At 72.9% G+C, this 24936-nt stretch carries 25 protein-coding genes and 2 tRNA genes; 14 read left to right on the top strand and 13 right to left on the bottom strand.

The window, feature by feature from the left end; genetic code table 11:
- Positions 1-101 precede the first annotated feature (101 nt).
- Positions 102-1703 carry a helicase HerA-like domain-containing protein gene (locus tag ACFF45_RS27255; RefSeq protein ID WP_381349220.1) on the top strand — a complete coding sequence of 534 codons (1602 nt, stop codon included), beginning with the start codon at positions 102-104 and terminating at the stop codon, positions 1701-1703.
- A 19-nt stretch (positions 1704-1722) separates the two neighbouring features.
- On the opposite strand, the gene ACFF45_RS27250 is transcribed toward ACFF45_RS27255, so the two are convergent.
- The 4 genes from ACFF45_RS27250 to ACFF45_RS27235 all read right to left on the bottom strand — a co-directional run bounded on the left by ACFF45_RS27250 (position 1723) and on the right by ACFF45_RS27235 (position 4136).
- Positions 1723-1848 (bottom strand): hypothetical protein, encoded by a 126-nt coding sequence (locus ACFF45_RS27250; protein ID WP_381349219.1) that lies wholly within the window; start codon positions 1846-1848, stop codon positions 1723-1725.
- A gap of 50 nt (positions 1849-1898) precedes the next feature.
- Positions 1899-2228 carry a hypothetical protein gene (locus ACFF45_RS27245; RefSeq protein ID WP_381349217.1) on the bottom strand — a complete coding sequence of 110 codons (330 nt, stop codon included), beginning with the start codon at positions 2226-2228 and terminating at the stop codon, positions 1899-1901.
- A gap of 552 nt (positions 2229-2780) precedes the next feature.
- Positions 2781-3458, bottom strand: coding sequence for an HdeD family acid-resistance protein (locus ACFF45_RS27240; RefSeq protein WP_381349216.1), 678 nt, complete (start codon positions 3456-3458; stop codon positions 2781-2783).
- A 66-nt stretch (positions 3459-3524) separates the two neighbouring features.
- A complete protein-coding gene (locus tag ACFF45_RS27235; RefSeq protein ID WP_381349215.1) occupies positions 3525-4136 on the bottom strand; it encodes an HhH-GPD-type base excision DNA repair protein in 612 nt (203 codons plus the stop codon).
- A 201-nt stretch (positions 4137-4337) separates the two neighbouring features.
- On the opposite strand from ACFF45_RS27235, the gene ACFF45_RS27230 reads away from it, so the two are divergent.
- From ACFF45_RS27230 to ACFF45_RS27215, 4 genes are all read left to right on the top strand, one after another.
- Positions 4338-4517, top strand: a complete 180-nt coding sequence (locus ACFF45_RS27230) for a hypothetical protein (RefSeq protein WP_381349213.1) — start codon at positions 4338-4340, stop codon at positions 4515-4517.
- Entirely contained in the window at positions 4514-4807 is a 294-nt protein-coding gene (locus ACFF45_RS27225; RefSeq protein WP_381349211.1) for a Dabb family protein, read from the top strand. Before ACFF45_RS27230 ends, ACFF45_RS27225 begins: the two co-directional genes overlap by 4 nt.
- 147 nt (positions 4808-4954) lie before the next feature.
- Complete coding sequence (locus tag ACFF45_RS27220; protein WP_381349210.1) at positions 4955-5830, top strand: RNA polymerase sigma factor SigF; 876 nt, start codon at positions 4955-4957, stop codon at positions 5828-5830.
- Positions 5831-6168: 338 nt separating this feature from the next.
- Positions 6169-7104 (top strand): RNA polymerase sigma factor SigF, encoded by a 936-nt coding sequence (locus ACFF45_RS27215; RefSeq protein WP_381349209.1) that lies wholly within the window; start codon positions 6169-6171, stop codon positions 7102-7104.
- 660 nt (positions 7105-7764) lie between these two features.
- Here ACFF45_RS27215 and ACFF45_RS27210 read toward each other — a convergent pair.
- Complete coding sequence (locus tag ACFF45_RS27210; RefSeq protein ID WP_381349207.1) at positions 7765-7959, bottom strand: hypothetical protein; 195 nt, start codon at positions 7957-7959, stop codon at positions 7765-7767.
- Positions 7960-8143: 184 nt separating this feature from the next.
- Here ACFF45_RS27210 and ACFF45_RS27205 point away from each other — a divergent pair, with 184 nt between their 5' ends.
- The 3 genes from ACFF45_RS27205 (at position 8144) to ACFF45_RS27195 (ending at position 12013) form a co-directional block, all read left to right on the top strand.
- Positions 8144-8593, top strand: a complete 450-nt coding sequence (locus ACFF45_RS27205; RefSeq protein WP_381349206.1) for a MarR family winged helix-turn-helix transcriptional regulator — start codon at positions 8144-8146, stop codon at positions 8591-8593.
- Positions 8594-8692: 99 nt separating this feature from the next.
- On the top strand, positions 8693-11116 hold the full coding sequence (locus ACFF45_RS27200; RefSeq protein WP_465269410.1) for an MFS transporter: 2424 nt from the start codon (positions 8693-8695) through the stop codon (positions 11114-11116).
- Positions 11117-11191: 75 nt separating this feature from the next.
- Positions 11192-12013, top strand: a complete 822-nt coding sequence (locus ACFF45_RS27195; RefSeq protein WP_381349204.1) for a YceI family protein — start codon at positions 11192-11194, stop codon at positions 12011-12013.
- Positions 12014-12017: 4 nt separating this feature from the next.
- On the opposite strand, the gene ACFF45_RS27190 is transcribed toward ACFF45_RS27195, so the two are convergent.
- The gene (locus ACFF45_RS27190; protein ID WP_381349203.1) at positions 12018-12710 is read right to left on the bottom strand and encodes a GAF and ANTAR domain-containing protein; all 693 of its coding nucleotides are present in this window, start codon (positions 12708-12710) and stop codon (positions 12018-12020) included.
- Positions 12711-12996: 286 nt separating this feature from the next.
- Between ACFF45_RS27190 and ACFF45_RS27185 the strand changes: the two genes are divergently transcribed.
- Both ACFF45_RS27185 and ACFF45_RS27180 read left to right on the top strand, forming a co-directional pair.
- Entirely contained in the window at positions 12997-13350 is a 354-nt protein-coding gene (locus ACFF45_RS27185) for an STAS domain-containing protein (protein WP_381349201.1), read from the top strand.
- 69 nt (positions 13351-13419) lie between these two features.
- A complete protein-coding gene (locus ACFF45_RS27180) occupies positions 13420-13890 on the top strand; it encodes a PPOX class F420-dependent oxidoreductase (RefSeq protein ID WP_381349200.1) in 471 nt (156 codons plus the stop codon).
- Positions 13891-13914: 24 nt separating this feature from the next.
- Here the strand turns inward: ACFF45_RS27180 and ACFF45_RS27175 are convergent, their stop codons facing one another.
- The 3 genes from ACFF45_RS27175 to ACFF45_RS27165 form a co-directional block, all read right to left on the bottom strand.
- Positions 13915-14673 (bottom strand): TetR/AcrR family transcriptional regulator, encoded by a 759-nt coding sequence (locus ACFF45_RS27175; RefSeq protein WP_381349198.1) that lies wholly within the window; start codon positions 14671-14673, stop codon positions 13915-13917.
- 91 nt (positions 14674-14764) lie between these two features.
- A complete protein-coding gene (locus ACFF45_RS27170) occupies positions 14765-16324 on the bottom strand; it encodes an MFS transporter (protein ID WP_381349239.1) in 1560 nt (519 codons plus the stop codon).
- 957 nt (positions 16325-17281) lie between these two features.
- On the bottom strand, positions 17282-18022 hold the full coding sequence (locus ACFF45_RS27165; RefSeq protein ID WP_381349197.1) for a response regulator transcription factor: 741 nt from the start codon (positions 18020-18022) through the stop codon (positions 17282-17284).
- Positions 18023-18352: 330 nt separating this feature from the next.
- Between ACFF45_RS27165 and ACFF45_RS27160 the strand changes: the two genes are divergently transcribed.
- Complete coding sequence (locus tag ACFF45_RS27160; RefSeq protein ID WP_381349196.1) at positions 18353-19147, top strand: IS5 family transposase; 795 nt, start codon at positions 18353-18355, stop codon at positions 19145-19147.
- On the opposite strand, the gene ACFF45_RS27155 is transcribed toward ACFF45_RS27160, so the two are convergent.
- Positions 19095-19646 (bottom strand): hypothetical protein, encoded by a 552-nt coding sequence (locus tag ACFF45_RS27155; RefSeq protein ID WP_381349195.1) that lies wholly within the window; start codon positions 19644-19646, stop codon positions 19095-19097. The genes ACFF45_RS27160 and ACFF45_RS27155 overlap by 53 nt on opposite strands.
- Positions 19647-19799: 153 nt before the next feature.
- On the bottom strand, positions 19800-20681 hold the full coding sequence (locus ACFF45_RS27150; protein ID WP_381349194.1) for a DUF2797 domain-containing protein: 882 nt from the start codon (positions 20679-20681) through the stop codon (positions 19800-19802).
- A 119-nt stretch (positions 20682-20800) separates the two neighbouring features.
- Here ACFF45_RS27150 and ACFF45_RS27145 point away from each other — a divergent pair, with 119 nt between their 5' ends.
- On the top strand, positions 20801-21589 hold the full coding sequence (locus ACFF45_RS27145) for a tyrosine-type recombinase/integrase (RefSeq protein ID WP_381349192.1): 789 nt from the start codon (positions 20801-20803) through the stop codon (positions 21587-21589).
- An 89-nt stretch (positions 21590-21678) separates the two neighbouring features.
- On the opposite strand, the gene ACFF45_RS27140 is transcribed toward ACFF45_RS27145, so the two are convergent.
- Both ACFF45_RS27140 and ACFF45_RS27135 read right to left on the bottom strand, forming a co-directional pair.
- Positions 21679-21751: transfer RNA gene (locus ACFF45_RS27140), tRNA-Arg, on the bottom strand.
- A 192-nt stretch (positions 21752-21943) separates the two neighbouring features.
- Positions 21944-22034 (bottom strand) — tRNA-Ser (locus ACFF45_RS27135).
- Between the two features lie 184 nt (positions 22035-22218).
- Here ACFF45_RS27135 and ACFF45_RS27130 point away from each other — a divergent pair.
- A complete protein-coding gene (locus ACFF45_RS27130; protein ID WP_381349190.1) occupies positions 22219-22668 on the top strand; it encodes an SSI family serine proteinase inhibitor in 450 nt (149 codons plus the stop codon).
- Between the two features lie 221 nt (positions 22669-22889).
- Positions 22890-24936 (top strand): PAS domain-containing protein (locus ACFF45_RS27125; RefSeq protein WP_381349189.1); only part of this gene is annotated, 2047 nt, incomplete at its 3' end.

Genomic DNA, 24936 nt, shown 5'->3' with positions numbered 1-24936 from the left:
GAAAGCCTACCGGTCAAGACGTTCCGGGCGCAGCCATGGAGAGGGAGTGCAACGCTGGAAAAGATGCCGTGAACCGGGGCGAAACGGAACAGGGGTCCGACATGAGTGACAGCGAGACCGCGCACGCGGGCGTCCGTCCCGAGGCGCCCGGCAGCGCACCCGCCCTCCCGCGGGAGGCCCTGGAGATCGCCGCCGGGTACGCGTTCACCGGGCCCGCGCTGGAGCTGGGCGCCCTGGTGTGGGACGGCCGGTGCCTGCCCGACGCCCGGATCCGCATCCCGCTGCCGGTGCTCAACCGGCACGGGCTCGTCGCGGGCGCCACCGGCACCGGCAAGACCAGGACGCTCCAGCTGATCGCCGAGCAGCTCTCCGCGCAGGGCGTGCCGGTCTTCCTCGCCGACGTCAAGGGCGACGTGTCGGGCGTCGCGGCGCCGGGCCTGGCGAACGACCGGATCCGCTCCCGCGCCGCCGAGGTGCACCAGCGGTGGACGCCGACCGGCTTCCCGGCCCGGTTCTACGCCCTCGGCGGCCTCGGCCGGGGCGTCCCGCTGCGCGCCACCGTCACCAGCTTCGGCCCGGTGCTGCTCGCCAAGGTGCTCCAGCTGAACCGGACCCAGGAGCAGTCCCTCGGCCTGATCTTCCACTACGCCGACGGCAAGGGCCTGGAGCTGGTCGACCTCAAGGACCTGCGCGCGGTCGTCGCCTTCCTCGCCTCCGACGAGGGCCGGGCCGAGCTGAAGGCGGTCGGCGGGGTGTCCACCGCCACCGCCGGGGTGATCCTGCGGTCGCTGACCGCCTTCGAGGCGCAGGGCACGGGCGTCTTCTTCGGGGAACCGGAGTTCGACTCCGCGGAGTTCCTGCGCACCGCGGAGGACGGGCGGGGCCTGGTGTCGGTGCTGGAACTGCCGGCCGTGCAGGACCGGCCGGAGCTGTTCTCCACCTTCCTGATGTGGCTGCTCGCCGACCTCTTCCACGACCTGCCCGAGACCGGTGACGCCGACAGGCCCCGGCTGGTGTTCTTCTTCGACGAGGCGCACCTGCTCTTCGACGGCGCGTCGAAGGCCTTCCTGGACGCCGTCACCCGGACCGTGCGGCTCATTCGCTCGAAAGGGGTCGGCGTCTTCTTCGTCACCCAGACGCCCAAGGACGTGCCCGGCGACGTCCTCGCCCAGCTCGGCAACCGCGTCCAGCACGCCCTGCGCGCCTTCACCCCCGACGACCAGAAGGCCCTCAGGGCGACGGCGCGGACCTTCCCCGACTCCGCCTACGACCTGGAGGAGCTGCTCACCACCCTCGGCACCGGCGAGGCGGTCGTCACGGTGCTCGGCGAGAAGGGCGCCCCGACGCCGGTCGCCGCGACCCGGCTGCGCGCCCCCGAGTCCCTGATGGCCCCGCTCGAACCGGCCGAGCTGGACCGTGCGGTGACGTCCTCGCCGTTGTACGGGCGGTACGCGCGGGCGGTGGACCGGGAGTCGGCGTACGAGAAGCTGCGGGCGGCCGAGGCGCGGGAGCCGCAGGCCGGACCGAGGCCCCGGGCGACGGAGTCGGGGACGGGGACCGCGCGGCCCCGGCCGCGTGAGGAGTCCGTCGTCGAACAGGTCGTCGGCAGCGACCTGTTCCGGTCGCTGGCCCGTTCCGTCGGGACCCGGATCGGGCGGGAGATCACCCGCTCGCTGTTCGGCACAGCGCGGCGGAGGCGGTAGGCCCGCCTCCGCCGGCGGCTCAGCGGCTCCGCTTCTTCGGCGGCTGCTGCGGCTGCTTGGTGTCCTTCAGTTCGGGCTTGGGTTCGTTACGGATGGCCTCCGCGCGCACCAGGGCGCGCAGCACGGCGTACGGATCCGAGGGCATGGTCGTGCCTCCTTGCGTCGTACCGACTGACCTGGGGGAAGGGCGGTCCGTCAGCAGCGCAGGACCACCGAGCGCAGGGTGCGCAGTGGGTACGGCGGTCCGGTCGGCGTCCGGGGGGCGTGGGCCGGCGTCGCCGGCGCGGGCGAGGGGGCCGGGTGGACCGGCCGCTGCGGCACCACGGGGCGGTGCGAGTCCCGCCCCGGCGGCCTGAGGGCGGTGTCGAGGACGTCGGCCTCGGCGACCTCGCCCGCCACGGCGGCGACGGGCACTGCCGCCGACTCCGCGTGCGCCACCGGCAGGAGGAGGGCGAGCAGCAGCGCGAGCATCCGTGGCCAGGTGCGGCGGCGCACGGTTCGGCGGGTCTGCGGCGAGGTGCTCACAGCAGGTCATCTCCCCGGACGGCGTACGGCGTCCATCGCATGGCCGGTGGAATCCGCCCGCCCGGCGCAGCGGTGGGACACGGCGACGCCCCACCGCCCCACCGCCCGGCGACGGTCCGGCACGGCGCCCCGCGACGAACCCGCCTCGAACTCCCGGACCGGGCCGGGGACATGCCGGGGCGGAGGGTGGCGCCGGGGCGCGAGGTGGCGGGGGTGAGCGGGGTGGCGCCGGGCCCGGTGGTCGACGGACGCCGCCGGGTACCGGACCCGACCGGGGAAGGGCCAGAGACATCCGGGACAGGGCCGGGCCCGGTGGTCGACGGACGCCGCCGGGTACCGGACCCGACCGGGGAAGGGCCAGAGACATCCGGGACAGAGCCGGGCCCGGTGGTCGACGGACGCCGCCGGGTACCGCACCCGACCGGGGAAGGGCCGGAGCCGGTGGTCGGTGGGGGTGGGGGTGTCGCGGACGGAAGTGGCGACGGGGCGGGGTGGTGGGGGGATATGTCGGAGTGGGGTGCACCCGGGGGGTCGGAGGGTGTGGGCACGGGGTCACACCTCCCGGGGGATCCGGCGGGCGTGGCTCCGGATGCGCAGCGCCGTGGCGAACTCGACCGCGCCGACCACGACCAGCCAGCACCCGCCGACCACGGTGAGCACGGCGACCGACTCGATCGGCGAGACGATCAGCACGATCCCGGCGAGGACGGTGACCACGCCGAGGGCGATCTGCCAGCCGCGGGCGGGCACCGCCGGGTCGGAGGCGGCGGCCAGCGTCTGGGTGATCCCGCGGAACAGCCAGCCGATCCCGATCCACAGCGCGAGCAGCAGCAGCGACCGCGTGAGGTCGCGGAAGCAGAACAGCCCCAGCAGGACCGACAGGGTGCCGCTGACGAACGCCAGCACGCGCAGCGCGGTCGTCCGGTGGGTACCGAAGGCGGCGACGAGCTGGAGGACGCCGCTGACGAGGAGGTAGAGGCCGAACAGGACCGCTGCGGCGAGCAGTGAGGCGCCCGGCCAGACCAGGACGAGGACGCCCAGGACGAGCGAGACGGCACCGGTGACGAGGACCGCCTGCCAGGCCGCCCGGGACAGCAGGTGCAGCGGTCCCTCGAAGGGCGGTTCGGGACCCTCGTACGGCGGTCTCGGGGCGTGCGGGTCACGGGCGGCGTGGACGCGCCGGTCGTCGAACTCCGGTCCCCGGCGCGTTCCGCTGGGTGGCTCGGTCATGCTCCATGCTGGGAACGGCACCGAGCCCGGCGCACGCCGGAGCGGTCCAGTCGGCTGACGCGGGCGCTACTCCCGCGCGGACTCCCCGGCCTCGGCCGCCTTCGCCGCCTTGGCCGCCGCCTTCGTCTCCTGCTTGTGCGCGCGCACCCTGGCCAGCGACTCGGGCCCGGTGATGTCGGCGACGGACCGGAAGGACCGGGGCGCGCCGTAGTCGCCCGCGGCCTCCCGCCAGCCCTCGGGCGTCACCCCGAGCTGCTTGCCGAGCAGCGCGAGGAAGATCTGCGCCTTCTGCCGGCCGAACCCGGGCAGTTCCTGAAGCCGCCTCAGCAGCTCGCGCCCGTCGCCGACGCCCTCCCAGACGGCGCTCGCGTCACCGTCGTAGTGCTCCACGAGGTACTGGCACAGCTGCTGGATCCGCTGGGCCATCGACCCCGGGTAGCGGTGCACGGCCGGCTTGTCGGAGAGCAGCGCCGCGAACGCCTCCGGGTCGTACACGGCGATCTCGTGCGCGTCCAGGTCGCCGGCGCCCATCCGCCGGGCGATGGTGGAGGGCCCCTTGAACGCCCACTCCATCGGGATCTGCTGGTCCAGCAGCATCCCGACCAGCGCGGCGAGCGGGGAGCGTCCGAGCAGTTCGTCGGCCTCGGGGTCCTGGGCGAGGTGCAGGGTGACGTCCATGGACCGATGATCCCGCGCCCGCCGCCGGGCCGCCTCCCCGTGCCGGTCGCCGGGGGCATCGGAAACGGCACGTGGCGCGGACGCCGTTCAGCGCGCCGTTGGTCGTCGAAGACGGCGTGAAGCTACACTCGCGGCCGGCAAACAGGCGTTCCAACAGGCGCCCCGGACGCGACGGACACAGCAGGCACAGGGGAGGCCGCGGTGGCGGTGCATGTGAAGAAGATCGCCGTCTACGTGCTCGTGGTCTTCGTGCTCTACCTGATCATCACCGACCCGGCCAAGGCCGCGGACTACGTCCAGATAGGCTTCGAGGGCATATCGGACGCCGCCAAGGCCATCGGCGACTTCATGACCTGGGTCGCCAACGGAGGAAAATCATGATCCGCCACCTGGTCCTGTTCAAGCTCAACGAGGGCGTCGAGCGCGACGACCCCCGCGTGGTCGAGGGCGTGGCCGCCTTCCGCGCCCTCGACGGCAAGGTCCCGGAGATCCGCTCCTGGGAGCTGGGCTGGAACGTCAGCGACCGGCCCGACGCCTACGACTTCGCCCTCAACTCGTCGTTCGACGACCCGGAGGCCCTGCGCCGCTACGTGCAGCACCCGGAGCACCAGGCCGGGGCCGCCCTGTGGCGCGCGTTCGCCACCTGGGTGGTCGCGGACTACGCGTTCTGACCCCACGGTGGGTCCGGCCCCGCACCCCTCCGGTGCGGGGTCGTTTCGCGTCTTCTGCCCCAACTCTCCTTCAACACGGCATTATGCGGTGCTTGCACACAGTGCACATGTCTTGTGATGCTATGACCGCTTTTGACGGATGAGTTGATGGATCACGAGGTGGAGTTGACCGTGCCGGCCAGTACTGCGCCTCAGGCCCCGCCCCACGAGCCACCGACCCCGGAAGCAGCCGGCACCGAACCCGCACCCCAGCGCAGCAGCCGGGGCGCCGACACCAGGGCCCTCACCCAGGTGCTCTTCGCCCAGCTCAAGGAATTGGAGCCGGGGACCGAGGAACACACCCGGGTGCGTGGGGCGCTGATCGAGGCCAACCTCCCGCTGGTGCGGTACGCCGCCGCCCGGTTCCGCTCCCGCAACGAGCCCATGGAGGACGTCGTCCAGGTCGGCACCATCGGCCTCATCAACGCCATCGACCGCTTCGACCCGGACCGGGGCGTGCAGTTCCCGACGTTCGCGATGCCGACCGTGGTCGGCGAGATCAAGCGGTACTTCCGGGACAACGTCCGCACGGTGCACGTGCCGCGCCGGCTGCACGAGCTGTGGGTGCAGGTGAACAGCGCCACCGAGGACCTGACCACCGCCCTGGGGCGCTCCCCGACCACCGCCGAGATCGCCGAGCGGCTGCGCATCACCGAGGAGGAGGTGCTGTCCTGCATCGAGGCCGGGCGCTCGTACCACGCCACCTCGCTGGAGGCGGCCCAGGAGGGCGACGGACTGCCCGGACTGCTCGACCGGCTCGGGTACGAGGACCCGGCCCTGGACGGGGTCGAGCACCGCGACCTGGTCCGGCACCTGCTGGTCCAGCTCCCCGAGCGCGAACAGCGCATCCTGCTGCTGCGCTACTACAGCAACCTGACCCAGTCACAGATCAGCGCCGAACTCGGCGTCTCCCAGATGCACGTCTCCCGGCTTCTCGCGCGCAGTTTCCAGCGCCTGCGCTCGGCCAACCGCATCGACGCATAACGGCTTCCCCCCGTCCGGCGCAACCGCCGACGGGATCATCGACGCGGTCCTGAATCGAACCGGCGCACAACCGAAAGCAGCTTCGATCCGTCACCGTCGAGAGGGAAACGCCCACCAGGGGATTTGCCGACGAATACGGCCCGAAACACCGTCAGCACCTCTGCTGCCAGGGGCTATTCACTTCTCACATGTCGACATGTCACTACAGCGTGTTGCCGACATGTGACATTCTGCGGAAAGAGCGTTTGCCGGTGCTCCGGCGCCGGTATTCAGGTGAAGGCTGCGCTCCTCGCGAGAGAGCGTCCGCCGCGACCGTCCCGCGACCCAAAGGGGGTGGCATGTCCGCAGACCAGGGCAGCTCGAAGGTGCTCACGCTCACCAAGAGCGAGACAGCGCCCGAGACGCTCGACGCGCCCGACGCGCTCGACCCCATCGATGACGTTCCGGCCCTGGCGGCCGCACCGGCCCCGGACCTACCGGCCACGGACGCACCGGCGCTGCCGGCGTCGGCGGACATCGACACCCGCACCCTGTCCCGCTCCCTGTTCCTCCGGCTCGCCGCCCTCGACGAGGACAGCCCGGAGCGGGCGTACGTCCGGGACACCCTGATCGAGCTCAACCTCCCGCTCGTGCGGTACGCGGCGGCACGCTTCCGCTCCCGCAACGAGCCGATGGAGGACATCGTCCAGGTCGGCACGATCGGCCTGATCAAGGCCATCGACCGGTTCGACTGCGAACGCGGCGTGGAGTTCCCGACGTTCGCGATGCCGACCGTGGTCGGCGAGATCAAGCGGTTCTTCCGCGACACCTCGTGGTCGGTGCGGGTGCCGCGCCGGCTCCAGGAGCTGCGCCTGGCCCTGACCAAGGCGAGCGACGAGCTGTCCCAGAAGCTGGACCGCTCCCCCACGGTCACCGAACTCGCCGCGGTGCTCGGGGTCTCCGAGGAGGACGTCGTCGACGGCCTCGCGGTCGGCAACGCCTACACCGCCTCCTCGCTGGACTCCCCGGCCCCCGAGGACGACGGCGGCGAGGGGTCCCTGGCCGACCGGCTCGGCTACGAGGACAGCGCCCTGGAGGGCGTGGAGTACCGCGAGTCCCTCAAGCCGCTGCTGGCCAAGCTCCCGCCCCGCGAGCGGCGGATCATCATGCTGCGCTTCTTCGCCAACATGACCCAGTCGCAGATCGGCGAGGAGGTCGGCATCTCCCAGATGCACGTCTCCCGCCTGCTCACGCGCACCCTGGCCCAGCTGCGCGAGGGCCTCATCTCGGACTGACCCGGACCGGGCGCCTTCCGTCCCGGCCCGCCGCCGTCAGTCCCTGTCGCGAGCCGCGGCCCGGGAGGCGTGCGCGCACACCGTCACCCGCCGCCGCGGCACCTGCCGGGTACCGCGGCGGCGACCGCGCACCCGGCCACGTCCCTGTACCCGGCGACGGCTCTCACCCGGCCGGATACGCGCGCCCGCCGGCACTCATCCGCCCGGCCACACTCGATGCCCGCGGCAGTCGTGCGCCCGGCGACGCGACGCCTCCTCGCCCGGCGACGCTCGTGTGCCAGGGGCACGCGCGATCCCGGCCGCACTCGTGCGCCCGGCCACGCCCCTTCACCCCGGCAGCGCCCGCGTGCCCGCACGCCCGCCCATGCTCGATCCGGCGGCACTCGTCACGTCTGTGCCAGCGGTCACTTCTGTGCCAGGCGTCACTGTGTTAGGCGGCGTCACTCCTGCACCAGCCGTCACTCCGGTGCCAGGCGGCGTCATTCCTGCGCCAGGGTCACTCGGGATCAGGCATCACTCGTCTCCGGGCATCACCCGCGTACCCTGCGGCACTCTGGTATCCGACGGGCACTCCGTACCCGGCGGGGCACTCCCGTACCCGGCGACGCCGCCCCGGACGCACTCCGGCACCGACACCGCCGGTGCCCCGGGCCCGGCCCGTTACATCAGCGCGAGCCAGGCGACCGCGGCGACGATGACGACGGCCGCGACGACGCCGACGATCAGCCCGATCCGCGGGCCGGCCGGCGCGGCGGCCGGCTGCCGGCCCCGGGGGGCCTCGTCGACGAACGCACGGAACATCTGGGTGCTGCCTGCGGGGTCGTGATTGCCCTGGGGACCCTGGTTGTTAGCCATGGCCCGAGACCCTAGCGAAGACGCGGGGAACTGCCCAAGCGGGGGTCGCACCGGGTCCGACCTGCACGTTTACGGTCGCAATACTTGCCTTTGCCAAGTTTTTATGGCCGAACCGCCGATTTCATTTGCCTGTGGCAACCAACTGTTCCTATGGTTGCTCCAAGCAACTTAAGTGGGAGAGGCCATGGCAGAGCGGGCGCAGTACGAGGAACTGGCGCGGCAGTTCAGCGCCTTCGGCGCCGTGAAACGGGAGATGGGGCGGGCCCTGCCGCCCGACTGCCCCAGCGGCTCCGCCGCCGTCCTCACCCTGCTCGGCCGCCACGGCGACATGCGGATGAGCAGGCTCGCCGAGCTGCTCAGCGTGGACATGTCGGTGACCAGCCGCCATGTCGCGCACGTCGCCGAGCGGGGCTGGATCGAGCGCTCCCCCGATCCGGCGGACAAGCGCTCCCGCATCCTGCGCCTGACCCCCAGCGGCCGGAGCACGCTCGACGAGCTGTCCCGGCGGAGCGCGTACCTGCTCGCCCAGCGGCTGAGCGACTGGAGCGACGACGAGGTCGGCCAGCTCATCCAGCTGATGACCCGGCTCCGGGCGAGCTTCGACGACTGCACCCGTACACCCGCAAACACGTAGGAGAAAAGGAAGCCCATGGCAACATCCACACCAGCCGGTGTGCGGGCCCACGCCAGGCACGGAGGAGGCGCCCACGGCCCGCACGGCTCCGGCGCCCCGATGACGCACCGGCAGATCATGAAAACGCTGACCGGACTGCTGCTCGGCATGTTCGTGGCGATCCTGTCCTCGACGATCGTCTCCAACGCGCTGCCCGACATCATCAAGGACCTCGGCGGCGGCCAGAGCGCCTACACCTGGGTGGTCACCGCGTCGCTGCTGGCGATGACCGCGTCCACCCCGCTGTGGGGCAAGCTCGCGGACCTGTTCTCCAAGAAGCTGCTGATCCAGCTGGCCCTGGTGATCTTCGTGCTGGGCTCGGCCGCGGCCGGCCTGTCGCAGAACCCGGCCATGCTGATCACCTTCCGCGCGGTCCAGGGCATCGGCATGGGCGGTCTGTCCTCGCTGGCCCAGATCATCCTGGCGGCGATGATCTCCCCGCGTGAGCGCGGCCGCTACAACGGCTACCTGGGCGCGACCTTCGCCACCGCGATGGTCGGCGGCCCGCTGATCGGCGGCGTCATCACCGACACCGACTGGCTCGGCTGGCGCTGGTGCTTCTACGTCGGCGTGCCCTTCGCCGTCATAGCCCTGCTGGTGCTCCAGCGCACCCTGCACCTGCCGGTCGCCAAGCGGCGGGTCAAGGTCGACTGGGCGGGCGCCTTCTTCATCAGCGCCGCGGTCTGCCTGCTGCTGATCTGGGTCACGTTCGCCGGCAACAAGTACGACTGGGTGTCCTGGCAGACCTACGCCATGGTCGGCGGCACGGTCGCGCTGCTGGCGATCTTCCTGCTGATCGAGACGAAGGCGAGCGAGCCGATCGTCCCGCTGCGGCTGTTCCGCAACCGCACCATCACGCTGGCCTCGCTGGCCTCGCTGTTCGTCGGCATCGCGATGTTCGCCGGCACCATCTTCTTCAGCCAGTACTTCCAGCTGGCCCGCAACGAGTCGCCGACCATGTCCGGCGTGCTGACCATCCCGCTGATCGGCGGCCTGTTCATCTCGTCCACCGTCTCCGGCCAGGTCATCACCCGCACCGGCCGCTGGAAGGCGTGGCTGCTGGCCGGCGGTGTGCTGGTGACCGGCGGGCTCGGCCTGCTCGGCACCATCCAGTACGACACCGCGTACTGGCACGTGGCCCTCTACATGGCGCTGCTCGGCCTGGGTGTCGGCATGATGATGCAGAACCTGGTCCTCGCCACGCAGAACCAGGTGGCCCCGAAGGACCTGGGCGCCGCCAGCTCGGTGGTCAACTTCTTCCGCTCCCTCGGCGGCGCCGTCGGCGTCTCCGCGCTGGGCGCGGTGCTGACCCACCGGCTCTCGCACTACGTCGAGGAGGGCGCCGCCTCCCTCGACCCGCAGTCGGCCGCCGCGCTGGCCGCGAACTCCTCCAGCGGCAGCATCCCGGACATGGACGCGCTGCCCCTGCCCATCCGCACGCTGATGGAGAGTTCCTACGGCGACGGCATCGCGGACGTCTTCCTCTACACCGCGCCGATCGCGCTGCTCGCCCTGCTGTGCTCGCTGTTCATCAAGGAGGTCCCCCTGAAGACCGCGGGCGCCCTGGCGCAGACCGCCGCCGACGAGGCCCCGGCGCAGCAGGCCGCGCCGGCCGGGCAGCCGGCGCCGGGCCGGCCGGCCGGGGCGGAGACCGAGGCCGGCCCCGAGGGCACGCAGCGGCTCGCGGCCACCGCCGCCGTGGCCACCGAGTCCCCGGTCTCCGGCGGCGTCCCGATCCGCGGCCACGTCCGCGGCGCGGAGAGCGCGCCCGTCCCGCAGGCCGGCGTCACGCTGATCTCCCTCGCGGGCCGTCAGCTCGGCCGCTCGGTCGCGCAGGCCGACGGCGCCTACGCGGTGGACGCGCCGGGCACCGGTTCGTACGTCCTGCTCGCCTCCGCCGACGGCTTCCAGCCGCAGGCGTCCACGATCGTCGTCAGCGGTGAGCCGGTGTCGTACGACATCCTGCTCAGCGGCACCAGCGGGCTGACCGGTGTGGTGCGGGCGGCCGGGAACGCGCTGCCGGTGAAGGACGCGATGGTGATCGTCACCGACGTGCGCGGCGACCTGCTGGCCAGCCAGACCACCGGCGAGCAGGGCGAGTTCGGCTTCGCCGAGCTGGTGCCCGGACCGGTGACCGTCGCGGTCAACGCCGCCGGGTTCCGGCCGCGCGCGCTGCCCGTCGAGGTGGGCGGCACCGGGGTCACCCGCGTCGAGGTCGACCTGGAGGCGGGGGCCGAGCTGCAGGGCGTCGTCCGGGCGCCGCACGGGCCGCTGGCCGACGCGCGGGTGACGCTGGTCGACGCGGCGGGCAACGTCGTCGGCACCGCGACGACCGGGACGGACGGGGCGTACGCCTTCACCGACCTGGACGGCGGCGAGTACACGGTGATCGCGACCGGCTACCCGCCGGTGGCGACCGCGCTGACCGTCACCGGCAGCGGCGTCGACGGACACGACATCGAACTCGCCCACCCCGGCACGTAGTTCACGAGGATCAGCTCCGGCCCGTGGCGGGTGCCCCGTCACGGGCCGGAGCCAGTACAGGGAGGTGCGAAGGACATGGGGCTGACCGCGAGGATCCGCACCCGGGACGGATGGGCCGTGTCGCACGCGGTCGTCACCGTGACGGACGCGAGGGGCACGCAGGTGCTGCGGGCCGAGGCGGACGCCGAGGGCGCGGTGCGGGACGGGACACCGCTGGAGCCGGGGGCGTACACGATCGTCGTCACGGCGGTCGGCTACGCGCCCGCCGCGGCCGGCGCGATCGTCACGGCGAGCGGCCGGGCCGAGGTCGGCACGGTGACGCTGGCCCGGCAGGGCGGGGCGGAGCTGCCGCCGCCGGGGCCGTGGACGATCGACCCGGCGCACTCCAGCGTGGCTGCCGTCGCCCAGCACCTGGGGATCTCCAGCGTGCACGGGCGGTTCACCGACTTCACCGGCACCGTCGAGATCGCCCCGGACGACATCACCAAGTCCCGGGTGACGGCGGTGATCCGGGCCGCGTCCATCGACACCGGCAACGGCATGCGCGACGAGCACCTGCGCTCGGCCGACTTCCTCGACGTCGAACGGCACCCGGAGATCACCTACCGGTCGACGGGCCTGACGGTGGCCGGCCCCGACCGCTGGACGGTGCACGGCGAACTCGCCCTGCACGGCGTGGTCCGCCCGGTCGACCTGGACCTGGCCTACCTCGGCACCGGCGCCGACCCGTGGGGCGGCACGCGCGCCGCGTTCCGCGCGACCGCGCAGCTGCGCCGCGAGGACTTCGCCATGCGCTACAACCAGGTGGTGCAGGCGGGCATCGCCGCCATCGGCACCACGCTCAGGGTGGAGCTGGACGTGCAGGCGGTGCAGGGGGAGTCGCTGCCGGCGGCGTGAGCCCTCACGCCGGGGGCTGGGCGTCCACCAGCCGGCGGGCGAGGTCGCGCAGTTTGACGTTCTCCCGCTGGGAGGCGCGCACCAGGCTCTCGAAGGCCTCCCCCGCGTCCATGTTCATCCGCTCCATCAGGATCCCGGTGGCCTGCCCGATCAGGTCCCGGGTGCGCATGGCCTCGGTGAGCTGCTCGCGGACGGTGGCGGAGTCCAGGGCGATGCTGACGTGGGCGGTGAACAGGCGGCCGATCCGGGTCGCCACGTCGTCGAAGACGTGCGGCTTGCGGGCGTAGGCGGTGAGCACGGTCAGGGTGCGCCGGTCGGCCCGCAGCCGCAGCGCCAGCGCCGAGCGCAGCCCGAGCCCGGCCGGCCCGTCGCCGCCCTCCTCGGTCTCGCTGTCGGCGAGCCGCACCACGGGGGCGTCCCACAGCCGGGTCCAGTACGGCGGCCGCGCACGCTCGTCGCGCGGCCCCTCGGCGGAGCGCACCAGCTCGTCGCTGACCGCCACCGTCCGCCGCTGGCCGTCCCGTTCGACCACGCAGATCGCGGCGTACTCGGCGCCCGGCAGCAGCCGCACCGCGAGCCGTACGGCGGTGTCCAGGGTGGAGTCCAGGGTGGAGTCCGGGGTGAGGGTCTCGTGCAGTTGCTGGGCCGCCACCGCCAGGGCTTCGGCCAGCTCGAAACCAGCCGGAAAACGGGGCAAACCAGAAAAGTCGGACGCAGTCACCACGAACCTCTTCAGCGAGCGCGGCCTCACGGCCGTGCGCAGGAGAGCTCCGCAGCACATTCCCGACTGCGAGCACAGGACGGACAGAACTTTATCTGCTCCGTTGCGGCCAGGTGACGCCCGGCTGACGGTCTTTCCGGACACCTTTGAAGCGGGCGGCGGGCGTGATGGAATGGGCCCTCGGGTCAGGAAGCGGCCTCTCGGAACTCGGAACCGGACGATCGTCTGCCGTCTGCCACACGCCGTCTGCCAGGTGAATGCCGTGACCCACTTCCCGAGCCCGTGCCGGGTGCGCGACCTGCCGGGCTGCACCCTGCTCGCGCTGCCCGCCGAGATCGACCTCGGCAACCGCGCCGCGCTGTACGCCGCCGTGGCCGCCGCCGTCGACGCCCGCGCCGGCGAGCTGCGCGTCCTGGTCCTGGACTTCACCGGGACCACCTTCATGGACTCCCAGGGCGCCCGCCTGGTCGCGGACGTCCGCCACCATCTGCCGCCGCACGTCCGGCTCCGGGTGGTGGCGCCCCCGGACGGGGTGCCGAGCCGGGTCCTGGAGGTCACCGGCGTCCGCCGGGACGTCCCCGTCTACACCGGCCTGGCGGAGGCGCTGGCCATGTGAAGGTACCCCCGGCAGGGTCCGCCTCGGCGGCCCCCGGACGTCCCAGGGGTGCGGCACTAGGCTGCCGTCATGGCACCGAACATCGCGACCAACACCCGTGTCTCGCTCGACGAGCTCCTGGACTTCGTCCGCCCCCGCCACCGTGCCCTCCTGATCACCCGCCGCGCCGACGGCAGCCCGCAGGCGTCCCCGCTGACCTGCGGGGTCGACGACTCGGGCCGGATCGTGGTGTCCACCTACCCGGAGCGGGCCAAGACCCGCAACGCCCGGCGGGACCCGCGGGTCAGCGTCCTGGTCCTGAGCGACGACTGGAACGGGCCGTGGGTCCAGGTCGACGGCACCGCCGAGATCGTCGACGCGCCCGACTCGGTGGAACCCCTCGTGGAGTACTACCGGAACATCGCCGGGGAGCACCCGGACTGGGCGGAGTACCGGCAGGCCATGGTGCGCCAGGGCAAGTCCGTCATCCGGATCACGCCGCTGCGGTGGGGGCCGGTGGCCACGGGGGGATTCCCGGCGCGGCTGGTGCAAGGGGAGTAGCCGGCGGCTGACGCGAGGGGGGAGTCAGCCGCGTTCGGCCATGGCTTCGATCCCGGCCACCAGCAGGTCCAGGGCGAAGGCGAAGTCCCGGTCCATCATCTCGGCGACCGTGTCGCCGCCGCGGGCCGCCATGAGGGCCCGGGACTCCAGGACGACCTCGGCGCTCTCCGGCACCTCGCTCACCGAGTCCATGGACTGCCGGAAGTACTCGTCCGGGCTCGTGCCGGCCCGGGCGGCGCGGGCGAAGAAGTGGCCCTCGACGGTGCCGTAGCCGTACACGAACTGGAGGACGGCCGAGATGGCGCCCGTCACGCCGTGCGCGGGCAGCCCGGCCCCGCGGACCACCCGCTGGACCACCCGGGAGAACGCCAGGGAGTTCGGCCCGATGTTGAGGTACGTCCCGGCCAGCGGTGACAGCCAGGGGTGGTGCACCAGCAGCGCCCGGTACCCGGTGGCGAGCGCCCGCAGCTGGTCGCGCCAGTCCGCGCCGGCGTCCGGGTCGGGCAGCCGCAGCTCGCCGAAGGCGGCGTCGAGGGCGAGTTCGAGGAGGTCGTCCTTGGTGTCGACGTACCAGTAGACGGACATCGCGGTGACGTTCAGCTCGGCGGCCAGCCGCCGCATCGAGAACTGCGCGAGCCCTTCGGCGTCCAGCAGCCGCACGGTCGCCCCGGTGATCCGCTCCCGGTCCAGCCCGGACGGCTGGCCGCCCCGGCCGCCGCGGCGCTCCTTCTCCGCCAACCACACACTGGCCCGCGCCGCCCGCCCCGCAGCTGCTTTCGCCATCGGCGCACCTCTCCTCGACGAACCCGACGTTCCCTGCTCGCAAGGCTAGGTCCTGCCCGACGACCGCCGTCGCGGCCCGCACGGCGCGCGCTCAGGCGGCGGCCCGCTCGGCCCTCCTGAGCAACGCCGCCGCCAGCAGACCGCCCAGCAGCACCGCCACCGCGCCCGCCAGCTGACTGGTCCGCAGCCCGGACGAGAACGCCTCGGTGATCTCCCGCCGCTCGCCCGCGGACCCCGCCGCGGCCAGCGCGGCCGGCAACGAGGTCGCCGCCACCGGAATCAGCGCCGCGAACCGGGAGTTGAGCACGGCCCCGAGCACGGCGACCCCCAGCCCGTTGCCGAACTCCGCCAGCGTGCCGTTGATCCCGGCCCCCACCCCGGCCTTGGCGGGCGGGATCGCGCTCATGACGGCGTGCGCCATCGCCGGGTTGGCGACCGCGCACCCCACGCCGATCAGCACCAGCCCGAGCAGCGTCCCGGCGTACCCGTCCGAGGCCGGCAGGGCGATGGAGACCAGCCCGCCCGACATCAGCACCATGCCGAGCCCGACCGACAGCGGCGTACCCAGCCCCGCCGTCCACTTCGCCGACAGCCCCGAGAAGTTGAGCGCCACCACCACCAGGGCGAGCGGCGCCGTCCGCAGCCCGGCCTCCAGCGGCTCGTACCCGAGGACGAACTGCAGGTGCTGGGTGAGCAGGAACAGCGCACCGCCCATGCCGAAGGTGATCAGCACCGCGCCGGCCACCGCCCCCGTGAACCGCTGGTCGCGGAAGAAGTGCAGGTCCAGCATCGGGTACGGGATCCTGCTCTCCCACCGGGCGAACAGCGCCAGGGCGGCCATCGCGACGCCCCCGCCGGCCAGCGCCCGCCCGGACGTCCACCCGTGCTCCGGCCCGGAGATGATCGCGAGCACCAGCGCGGTCATGCCGACCGTGGAGAGCAGCGCGCCGAGCAGGTCCGGCCGGTCGCCCCGCGGGTTCTTCGACTCCGGCACCAGCGCCACCACCGCGACCAGGCCGAGCGCCACCACCGGCAGATTGATCAGGAAGATCGCACCCCACCAGAAGTGGTCCAGCACGAACCCGCCGATCAGCGGTCCGGCCGCGAAGCCCAGCGCGTTGACGGCGCTCCAGATGCCGATCGCCCGGGGGTGCTCCTCGGGCGCGAAGATCTGCATCGCCACGGCGAGGGTGGTGGTCAGCAGCAGCGCGCCGCCGACGCCCATCCCGGCCCGCGCGGCGATCAGCTGCCCGGTGGAGGAGGCGAGCCCGGCCGCCAGCGAGCCGATGCCGAACAGCGCCAGACCGGCGATCAGCATCTTCTTGCGGCCGTAGCGGTCGGCGGCGCTGCCCGCGGTGAGCAGCAGGCCCGACTGCACGAGGGAGTAGGCGTTGATCATCCACTGGATGTCGGAGGTGGCCGCGTCCAGCTCCTGGGTCAGGGACGGGATCGCCACGTTCAGCACGGTGTTGTCCAGCAGCACGGTGAGCTGCGCGAGGCAGATGACTCCGAGGATCAGCCAGCGCTGCGGGTGACCGGCCGGGTCCGGGTCCGGGGCCTCGTCCGGGTCCGGGTCCGGGGCCTCGTCCGGGTCCGGGTTCGGGGCCTGGTCCGGGGCCTGCGCGGAGGAGGTCGTCGACATGCCGTACACCGTAGAACACTTCCCATACGGCGTACAGGGAAGCCGACGGCGAGGCGACGCCGACGACGACGACGAGGCAGTGGATCCTTCCGTCCTGTACGTACCGCTGGAACTGGGCCGGGGTCGGCGACGGGTCAGGTGCCGTCGCAGCCGCCGATCGCCATCGCCGTCTCGCCGGTGGCGAGTTGGTGGCTCGCGGCGTTCTGGGCGCCGACGGCGGCGAGCACCGGCGGGACCCAGGCCCGGCCGCGCTCCCGGGCACAGCAGTGCCGCGCCCATGCCGATCAGCGGGGCGGCCTGCGGGGCCGGGGTGACGGTGCAGTACTCGCGGAAGGTGCCCTGCATGAAGCTGAAGATCACCGCCGTGATCAGCAGCGAGCCGCCCCAGAGCGGGAACGCGGCGCGGCCGGTGTCCGTCCGGCGCCGCGCGCGGGTCAGCCCCAGGGCCGCCACCGGCAGGATCAGTGCCGCCAGGACCAGCCAGGAGCCCTGGCCGCCGGCGCTCGAACCGAACCTCCGGTCCCCGCCGGTCTCGCCCCACCCGCCGCCCCACCCGCCGCCGACGCCGCCGGTCTCCTCGCCGTCGGTCCGGCCGGGTCCGTCGTGGCCGAAGGCCGGCTCCAGGAAGGAGTTGGTCCGCGCGCCGCCGACGCACGGGCGCGAGGACGCCGGCCACAGCTCGGCCACCGCCACCCACCAGCCACCCGCGACGACCATCGCCGCCCCGGCGGGCAGCACCCGCCCGATCCGGCGGCGCACGGTCGTCGGTGCCTGGAGCACGTACACCGGGCGGGCACCGGCGGGATCAGGAAGGCCTGGACCGCGGCGCGGGCGGGGCGACCGAGCCGATCGTCGCGCAGACCACCGCGACCGGCACCACGGACGGGACGACGAGCCGGGTCCGCAGGGTGCGCGGCCCGCCCACCGGACCGGCCGGCCGCCGCGGACGCGGCCGCCGTCACCGGGTCATGACGCGGCGGGCTTGATCAGGTAACCGGCCCCGCGCCGGGTGTGGATCATCGGCTCCCGCCCGGCGTCGATCTTCCGGCGCAGGTACGAGATGTACAGCTCGACGACGTTGGCCTTCCCGCCGAAGTCGTACGACCAGACCCGGTCCAGGATCTGCGCCTTGCTGAGCACCCGGCGCTGATTGCGCATCAGGAAGCGCAGCAGTTCGAACTCGGTGGCGGTGAGGTGGATGCTCTCCCCGGCCCGCGTCACCTCGCGGCTGTCCTCGTCGAGGGTGAGGTCCCCGACCACGAGCACGGAGTCGGAGCGCCGGTCGGCGGTGCCGGAGCGCCGGATGAGGCCGCGCAGCCGGGCGACGACCTCCTCCAGGGAGAACGGCTTGGTGACGTAGTCGTCGCCCCCGGCGGTGAGCCCGGCGATGCGGTCCTCCACGGCGTCCTTGGCGGTGAGGAACAGCACCGGCACATCCGGCAGTTCCCGCCGCAGCCGGCCGAGCACGGTCGGCCCGTCCATGTCCGGCAGCATCAGGTCGAGCACCACCGCGTCGGGCCGGAACTCCCGCGCGGCCCGGACGGCGTCCTGGCCGTCCCCCGCGCTGCGTATCCGCCAGCCTTCGTACCGCAGGGCCATGGACAGCAGTTCGGTGATCGACAGCTCGTCGTCCACCACCAGCACCCGGACGGGGCTCCCGTCCGGCCTCAGCAGTTCGGTACGCCCGTGGGGCGAGGTCGTGGTCATGGCGGACACCTTGTCGCCCGGCTCTGAGAGGGCCCTTGCGGCAACCTGTGATTTGCCTGAGAAGCCGTATCTCAACCGATCTTGGAGCGTGTGAATCGAACAGAGTTCCTGGTCGGGTGATCTTCCGGCGGTACGCGCATGGAGGCAGGGCCTCCTGGTAGCTCGGGGGTGCGATTCCATTCCGAGCGGTTCCCGGAGGCCCTGTTGTCGTTGTTGTACGCGCCCGAGCCCGTTGACTTCAACTCGTCCGTCGTGTCGTGCGATTGCCTCGCGCACGTGTACGGGAACGCGGCCGATCATCCCGATCGGGTGCGCCGGTATCCGTCGGACATGACGGACGCGGAGTGGGCGGCCATCCGACCGCTGCTGCCGGTGCCGGCCTGGTTTCAGGGGCGGGGCGGACGGCCCGAGGGCTACTGCCACCGCCAGCTGCTGGACGCGATCCGTTACCTGGTCGCGGGCGGGATTTCCTGGCGGGCGATGCCCGCGGACTTCCCCGCCTGGGCCCGGGTCTACGCCTTCTTCCGCCGCTGGCGCGAGCACGGGCTGATCACCGAGTTCCACGACCGGCTGCGCGGGAAGGTCCGTGAGCGCGAGGGCCGTGAGGCCGAGCCCACGGCGGGGATCATCGACGCGCAGTCGGTGCGGGCCGCGGCTTCGGTGCCGGCCGCCTCACGCGGCTACGACGGCGGGAAGAAGGTGCCGGGCCGCAAACGGCACATCGTGACCGACACCCTTGGCCTGCTCCTGGTCGCCCGCGTGACCGCCGCGAACATCGGCGACCGGGATGCCGCGGCGGGCCTGCTTGGGCGGCTGCACCGCCTGCACCGCGACATCACCCTGGTCTGGGCCGACGGCGGCTACACCGGCTCCCTCGTCGGCTGGTGCCGGGACAAGCTCGCTCTGACCTTGGAGATCGTCAAGCGCACCGACGACATGACCGGGTTCGTGGTGCTGCCCAGGCGGTGGGTGGCAGAGCGCACGTTCGCGTGGCTGATGAACTCCCGCCGTCTGGCCCGGGACTACGAGACCCTGCCCGCCACCAGCGAGGCGATGATCCGGTGGTCGATGGTCACGCGGATGAGCCGGCGTCTGGCACGGCCACGGGCCGCCGGCCGGCGCTGAACGCCCCCGACGCCTCCAACAGGAGCCACCCGCGCTCCGCCAGGCGCCTGGCTTTCGACCGCAGCCCCTCGACCTTCGCCGGCGTCGCCCCAAGGCCCAGCTCCACCGCGATCTCCTTGGCCCGAAGCGGCCCCTGCCCCGTGGACCGCTGCTGTTCCAGCACGCCCAGAATCTGCTGATAGTCCGGCGCCAGAACCGTCACCGGCAGCCCTTCCCGCCAGGGCGGCACGATCGAGCCCGGCACCGGGGCGAGCGACGGCACCGCTTCCTCCTCCGCCTCGGCCGTGGTCACGGCAGTGGACTCGGCCGCAGAGACAGCCAAGGCCTCGAGCAGTTCCTCCCGCGCGATCACCCGCCGGTCCAGCTCGATCTCCGCAGCCTCCAACACCTCAGCCAACCGCGCGACTTCCTCCCGCAAGCCCTCCACCCGAACACGGGCAACCGCCTCCCGCTCCTCCAGCATCCCCAGCACCGACGCCACCGCGCACCCCTTGACCATGAAGCGGATACAAGACGTCGCGAAACCTCCCTCAACCCGAGCGAAACCATGCCTGACCAGCAGGAATCAAGGGATCACATTCGGTTGAGATACGGCTTCTGAGAAACACACGGGGACCCGGCAGGCGCCGCCTGGGAAGCGCCCGGCCGGGCCTCAGAACAGCCCGTCCTGCGCGGCCGCCGCCTCCCGGAACCCGCGTACGGGGAAGGAGACACCGTCCTCCCGGCCCGGCGGCGGGGGGACCAGCTCCCACCCGCTCATGAGCCGGGTGTCCAGCACCACGACCCGCCCGCCGGCGTCCAGGTGCAGATCGGGCCCGAACGCGGCGACCAGCTCCCCCACGGCCGCCCCGCCGGCCACCAGCTCGGTCACCTCCCCCACGGCGTCCGGTACACCCGCCGGCCCGAACGTCCGCAGGTGGTCGACGGCCCGGAACGGCAGCCGGGCCAGCGACTCCGGCCACTCCGCGAGCGCGGTGGCGCGCGCGTGCAGCCCGGCGATCTCCGCCGCCCGCCCGGCCTCCGTCCCGGGCAGCCGCGACCGGACCGCCCGCTTGGCCGCGTACGGCAGCCGGTCGGGCACCCGCAGGGCCGCCCGCACCATCTCCTCGGCCCGCCGCGCGGCCATCAGCGGTCCCGCCCCCAGCCAGCTGGAACAGACGGCTCCCTGCTCCAGCAACCGCGCCCGGCCCCGCTCGACGGCGGTGATCCCGACCTTCACCAGGCCGGGCCCGAACCACGCCAGATACACGTGGAAGGCGCGCGGATCGTCCGGGACGGCATCGGCGGCCACGGAGTGCGCCCGGTCCAGCCGCGCGCACTCCTCACACCGCGCACCGATGCTCCGCCCCGGCACGACGGCCCCCACGGGACACGGATGCCCCCGGGCCCCCGCACACGCCCGCATCCCCGCGCCCACGACCTCGAACCCCACCCGCTGCCCCCACCGCAGCGCACTGCACCGCCCCCCGCTCCACCCGAGCACGGGCCCACCGTCCCCCCACCGCAGCCCCGAGCACTTCCACACCTGTGCCATCCCGTCCGAGGGTAGGCGGGGCCACTGACAACAGGGCGGGCCACCGGGCGCGGCCGGAGCACAAGCGGCGCTGCTGCGCCCTCGGCAAGTGCTGCGAGAAGCTCCCGTCCGACCGGACCGTGCGCTTCCTGCTGGTGATCCTTCGGGCCGCCCTCCAGCACGCCGTACGTGAGGACGAGCTGCCGCGCAACGTCGCCCGGAACGTGGAGCTGAGCATGGGGACGAAACGCGAGATCGAACCGCTCACCGCCAAGGAAGGGCGTCAGCTCCTGGCGGCGGCCCGCGACAAGCGGCTCTGGGCCGCGTACGAGCTGGCGGTCCGCATCGGTCTGCGGCGCGGTGAGCTGCTTGGGCTGCGCTGGTCGGACGTGGATCTCCACGAAGGCGTCCTCACCGTGCGGCAGGCTCTACAGCGGGTCGCCGGCGAGCTGCTGATCGTCGCGCCGAAGACGCAGCGCTCGGCCCGTCGCGTGGCCCTGCCGGCCGAGTGCGTGACCGCGCTCCGGGCCCAGCGCGCCCAGCAGATCGCCGACCGGAAGGGAGCGGGCAACAACTGGAAGGGGACGGGCCAGGGCCTCGTCTTCACCACGAAGAACGGGACGCCGATCGAGCCGCGGAACCTGAACCGCTCCTTCGAGATGCTGTGCCTCCGGGCCGGCGTCCGCAAGGTCCGCTTCCACGATCTGCGCCACACCTGTGCGTCCCTCCTCCACGAGCAGGGCGCCGACGCTCGCATGATCATGGAAGTCCTCGGTCACAGCTCGATCCGCGTGACCATGGACATCTACACCTTCGTCCGGCTCGACTCGCAGCGCTCGGCGTTCGATCGCGTCGGGGACGCCCTGAGGGGTGACGGCGATGATCCGGACGATGACGACGGCCCGGCCGGTGTCCCGGTCGCCGTCTGATCGGCCCGTCACCCGGTTGCCGTCAAACACTGCCGTCAAGGCGAAAGCCAGAGGCCCCGTGAATGCTCCACGGGGCCTCTGGTCTGCTGTGCACTCGGCAGGATTCGAACCTGCAACCTTCTGATCCGTAGTCAGATGCTCTATCCGTTAAGCTACGAGTGCTTGTTTTTAGTTCTGTTGTACCGCCGCTCCCGTTCCTTCCGGCCCGCTCGCGGCGACAGGAAGAACATTACATGACTGCCGCCGTCATGTGAAATCCGTTGGCCGCACCCCTTGCGACCTGGGCAAACGCGTCTCGTGGGGCCTGGAACGACCGAAGCCCCGGTCCGAGGGGACCGGGGCTTCGGTGTTGCGCGGAGGCGGAGGGATTTGAACCCTCGATGGGCTTTAAGGCCCAAACCGCATTAGCAGTGCGGCGCCATAGACCGGACTAGGCGACGCCTCCAGCACAGCCACTCACGTATGCGCGAGCGGTGCGTGCAGATGATGACACAGTCGAGCGTGCTGTCACCAATCGCCCCCCACGGTACTAGGCAGGCGGGCCGCAGGGCAAAGGGCTTCGCCGCCGGCCGGGGCGGGCCGCGCAACGTCCGGGGGCGTACGGCGTTAGCCAGGTCATGTTGCAGGTCATGAGTCTCACGCTGCCGCGGCTCGCGCTCGCCGCCGGCGCCGCCCTCGCCACCCTCGCCTCGCCGGTCACCGCCCCCGCGGCCGCCGCCGTGCCGTCGCCCCTCCCCGGCCACCAGCACGGCGAGAACGACCGCCTCACCGTCGCCGTCCATGGTGTGAGCGGTGGGGCGGACGGGACGTTCGAGGTGCGGTGCCACCCGAGTGGCGGCAGTCATCCCGACGCGGGCGGGGCGTGCCGGGCGCTGGAGCGGGAGACCCGGTGGGGCCGGGACGTGTTCGCGCCGGTGCCCCGGGACACCCTGTGCACCATGCAGTACGGCGGTCCCGCCACCGCCCGAGTCACCGGGACGTGGGCCGGGCGCCCCGTCGACGCCACGTTCGCCCGCAGCGACGGCTGCGAGATCGCCCGCTGGGACCGGCTCGTTCCGCTGCTTCCCCAGGCCCGCTGAACGTAAAGGTCCGGCGTAGGGGGCGCGAAGGGCGCATGGCGCCGGTGTGCGGAGTCGCGTGCCGCGCTCCGGTCCGGCGCCCCCCGTCGTGCGACCTCTCTCTCAACCCGCGCCGCGAGGACAACCCCAGCCCTTAGACTCCCTCGCGTGACACGTCGCGGGCCGGTTGGCAAGATGGCCCGAGCGGTCGGCAAGGTGCGGTAACAGGAGGGAAGCGTCTCGTGAGCAGCAGGCCATCCCGAGGCGCTGCTCGCCTCGCAGCCATACTGGACGCGCTGCCCGACGCGTTGGTGCTGGTCAACGCGAACGGAACCGTCGTCAACGCGAACTCCATCGCGCTGGAGGCCTTCGAGGCGCCGGGGACCGCCCTGGTCGGGCGGGGGCTGCTGGACCTGCTGCCGCAGTTCGACTCCAAGCTCATCCCGGGCTCCATGCGGCGCCCCGACCACATCGATCCGCGCGGGCGGACCAAGCCGACCCGGATGATCGCCCGGCGGACCGACGGCAGCGAGTTCCCCGTAGAGGTCACCAGCGCCAACCTGGAGAACGGTCAGCAGGCCTACGACAGTTACGGATACGCCAGCGACGAGCTGCTCATGCTCGTCGTGCGCGACCTCTCCGGCACCGTCGACACCGAGGCCGAGCTGGCCCGCTCGCAGCGGCAGACCGAGATGATCCTGCGCGCCGCGTCCGAGGGCGTCGTCGGCACCGACACCGACGGGCGGATCGTGCTCGTCAACCCGGCCGCCGCGCAGATCCTGGGCTACCGCGCCGGCGAGCTCGGCGGCAAGGAGCTGCACGACCTCGTGCTGCACACCCGCGCCGACGGCACCCCCTTCCCGTACGAGGAGTCCGCGCTCGCCGACACCCTGCGCTCCGGGCGCAAGCACCGGGTGCGCGGGCAGGTGCTGTGGGCCAAGGGCGGCGACAAGGTCTCCGTCGACCTCACGACCGCGCCCGTGCGGGACGGCGACCAGCTCGTCGGCGCCGTGATGACCTTCCTGGACCGGCGGCCGTACGACGTCCTCGCCGACGAGAAGGCGGCCGTCGAGAAGCGGCACGCCGAGGAACTGGAGCGGCTCTCCGAGGAGCACGCCTCCGACCTCACCGCCCTGCGCCAGCAGCACGTCACCGAGATGGAGGAGCTGCTCGAACAGCACGCGGAGGAGACGGCGGCGAACGAGGAGCGGTACGCCGCCCTCGCCGAGCGGGAGAAGGACCGCTACGAGGCCCTGGCCGGGCGCCACGAGCAGCTGCTGACGCTGCTCGGCCGCTCCCTGCGCGGCCCCCTCGACGAACTGCGCCGCGAACTCGCGGCCCTCGCCGCGGACGACGCCGGACAGCTGTGGCCCGAGGCCAACCAGGTCCTCCACCACCTGTCCGCCGGGTACTCCCGCATCACCCAGCTCATCGACAACGTCCTCGGCTACCAGCGGCTCGACGCGGGGACCGAGGAGATCACGCGGACCAAGGTGATGCTCGACGCGGTCGTCGCGGCCGGTGTCGACGGTGCCGTCGAACTCGTCGGCCCGGGGCGCGTGCAGTTCGCCGTCCACGCGCCGCCCATCGAGGCCGAGGTCGACCCGCGGCGCCTGGCCACCGCGCTCGCGCATCTCGTCGCGGACGTGGCGGGCGTCGACGCGACCGGCAACGCGCCCACCTCGGCGGGCGGTTATCTGGACAACACCGTCGTGGTCGCGGCGGCGCAGCGCGGCGAGGTCGTACGGATCGAGGTGCGCGGGCCGTACGCCGGGGGAGACCCGGTGCACGAGCCGATCGTGCGCGGCATCGTGCGCGCCCACGGCGGCGTGCTCCAGACGCACGACGTGCCGGGCATGAGCGGCAGCGCGTACGTCCTGGAGGTGCCGATCGGCGGTGGGGCGGGGGCCGTCGCGGCTCCGGTCGTGCCGCCCGTGCCGGAAGTCATGCCCGAGGCCGCCCACGAGGCCCCCGAGGAGAGCTCCGGCGGCGGGCGGCGGCGCGCGCGGCGTGCCTCCACGGACGCCTTCCTGGGGAGCGAGGCACCGCAGGCCGGGGCAGCCGAGTCGGAGGCGGCCGTTCCCACCGGACGGCGCCGGCGGCGGACCGCGCCCGCGGTGGCGGCGGCGCCCGCGCCGGGCGACACGGGCGACACGGGCGAGGCCGGTGGCGGTACCGGGCGGCGTCGGGGACGGTCGGCCGAGGGCGCCGAGATCGCCTTGGTGGGCGGTGCGGCGGCGGACGGCGTCGCCGAGGGCGCCGTCGTCGCGGCGGCCGAGCACGCCGCGG

Origin of the sequence: Streptomyces cinereospinus, assembly GCF_042430725.1 — a bacterium.
GTDB classification, from domain to species: Bacteria; Actinomycetota; Actinomycetes; order Streptomycetales; family Streptomycetaceae; genus Streptomyces; species Streptomyces cinereospinus.
Note: the sequence above shows the minus strand (reverse complement) of the source record. Positions and strands in the feature narration are given on the sequence as shown.

What these genes read in the sequence shown, in the direction of transcription:
- ACFF45_RS27255 (WP_381349220.1), top strand. Translation starts at nt 102, where the DNA reads ATGAGTGACAGCGAGACCGCGCACGCGGGCGTCCGTCCCGAGGCGCCC.
- ACFF45_RS27250 (WP_381349219.1), bottom strand. Translation starts at nt 1,848, where the DNA reads ATGCCCTCGGATCCGTACGCCGTGCTGCGCGCCCTGGTGCGCGCGGAG.
- ACFF45_RS27240 (WP_381349216.1), bottom strand. Translation starts at nt 3,458, where the DNA reads ATGACCGAGCCACCCAGCGGAACGCGCCGGGGACCGGAGTTCGACGAC.
- ACFF45_RS27235 (WP_381349215.1), bottom strand. Translation starts at nt 4,136, where the DNA reads ATGGACGTCACCCTGCACCTCGCCCAGGACCCCGAGGCCGACGAACTG.
- ACFF45_RS27225 (WP_381349211.1), top strand. Translation starts at nt 4,514, where the DNA reads ATGATCCGCCACCTGGTCCTGTTCAAGCTCAACGAGGGCGTCGAGCGC.
- ACFF45_RS27220 (WP_381349210.1), top strand. Translation starts at nt 4,955, where the DNA reads ATGGATCACGAGGTGGAGTTGACCGTGCCGGCCAGTACTGCGCCTCAG.
- ACFF45_RS27215 (WP_381349209.1), top strand. Translation starts at nt 6,169, where the DNA reads ATGTCCGCAGACCAGGGCAGCTCGAAGGTGCTCACGCTCACCAAGAGC.
- ACFF45_RS27210 (WP_381349207.1), bottom strand. Translation starts at nt 7,959, where the DNA reads ATGGCTAACAACCAGGGTCCCCAGGGCAATCACGACCCCGCAGGCAGC.
- ACFF45_RS27205 (WP_381349206.1), top strand. Translation starts at nt 8,144, where the DNA reads ATGGCAGAGCGGGCGCAGTACGAGGAACTGGCGCGGCAGTTCAGCGCC.
- ACFF45_RS27200 (WP_465269410.1), top strand. Translation starts at nt 8,693, where the DNA reads ATGACGCACCGGCAGATCATGAAAACGCTGACCGGACTGCTGCTCGGC.
- ACFF45_RS27195 (WP_381349204.1), top strand. Translation starts at nt 11,192, where the DNA reads ATGGGGCTGACCGCGAGGATCCGCACCCGGGACGGATGGGCCGTGTCG.
- ACFF45_RS27180 (WP_381349200.1), top strand. Translation starts at nt 13,420, where the DNA reads ATGGCACCGAACATCGCGACCAACACCCGTGTCTCGCTCGACGAGCTC.
- ACFF45_RS27175 (WP_381349198.1), bottom strand. Translation starts at nt 14,673, where the DNA reads ATGGCGAAAGCAGCTGCGGGGCGGGCGGCGCGGGCCAGTGTGTGGTTG.
- ACFF45_RS27165 (WP_381349197.1), bottom strand. Translation starts at nt 18,022, where the DNA reads ATGACCACGACCTCGCCCCACGGGCGTACCGAACTGCTGAGGCCGGAC.
- ACFF45_RS27160 (WP_381349196.1), top strand. Translation starts at nt 18,353, where the DNA reads ATGACGGACGCGGAGTGGGCGGCCATCCGACCGCTGCTGCCGGTGCCG.
- ACFF45_RS27155 (WP_381349195.1), bottom strand. Translation starts at nt 19,646, where the DNA reads ATGGTCAAGGGGTGCGCGGTGGCGTCGGTGCTGGGGATGCTGGAGGAG.
- ACFF45_RS27150 (WP_381349194.1), bottom strand. Translation starts at nt 20,681, where the DNA reads ATGGCACAGGTGTGGAAGTGCTCGGGGCTGCGGTGGGGGGACGGTGGG.
- ACFF45_RS27130 (WP_381349190.1), top strand. Translation starts at nt 22,219, where the DNA reads ATGAGTCTCACGCTGCCGCGGCTCGCGCTCGCCGCCGGCGCCGCCCTC.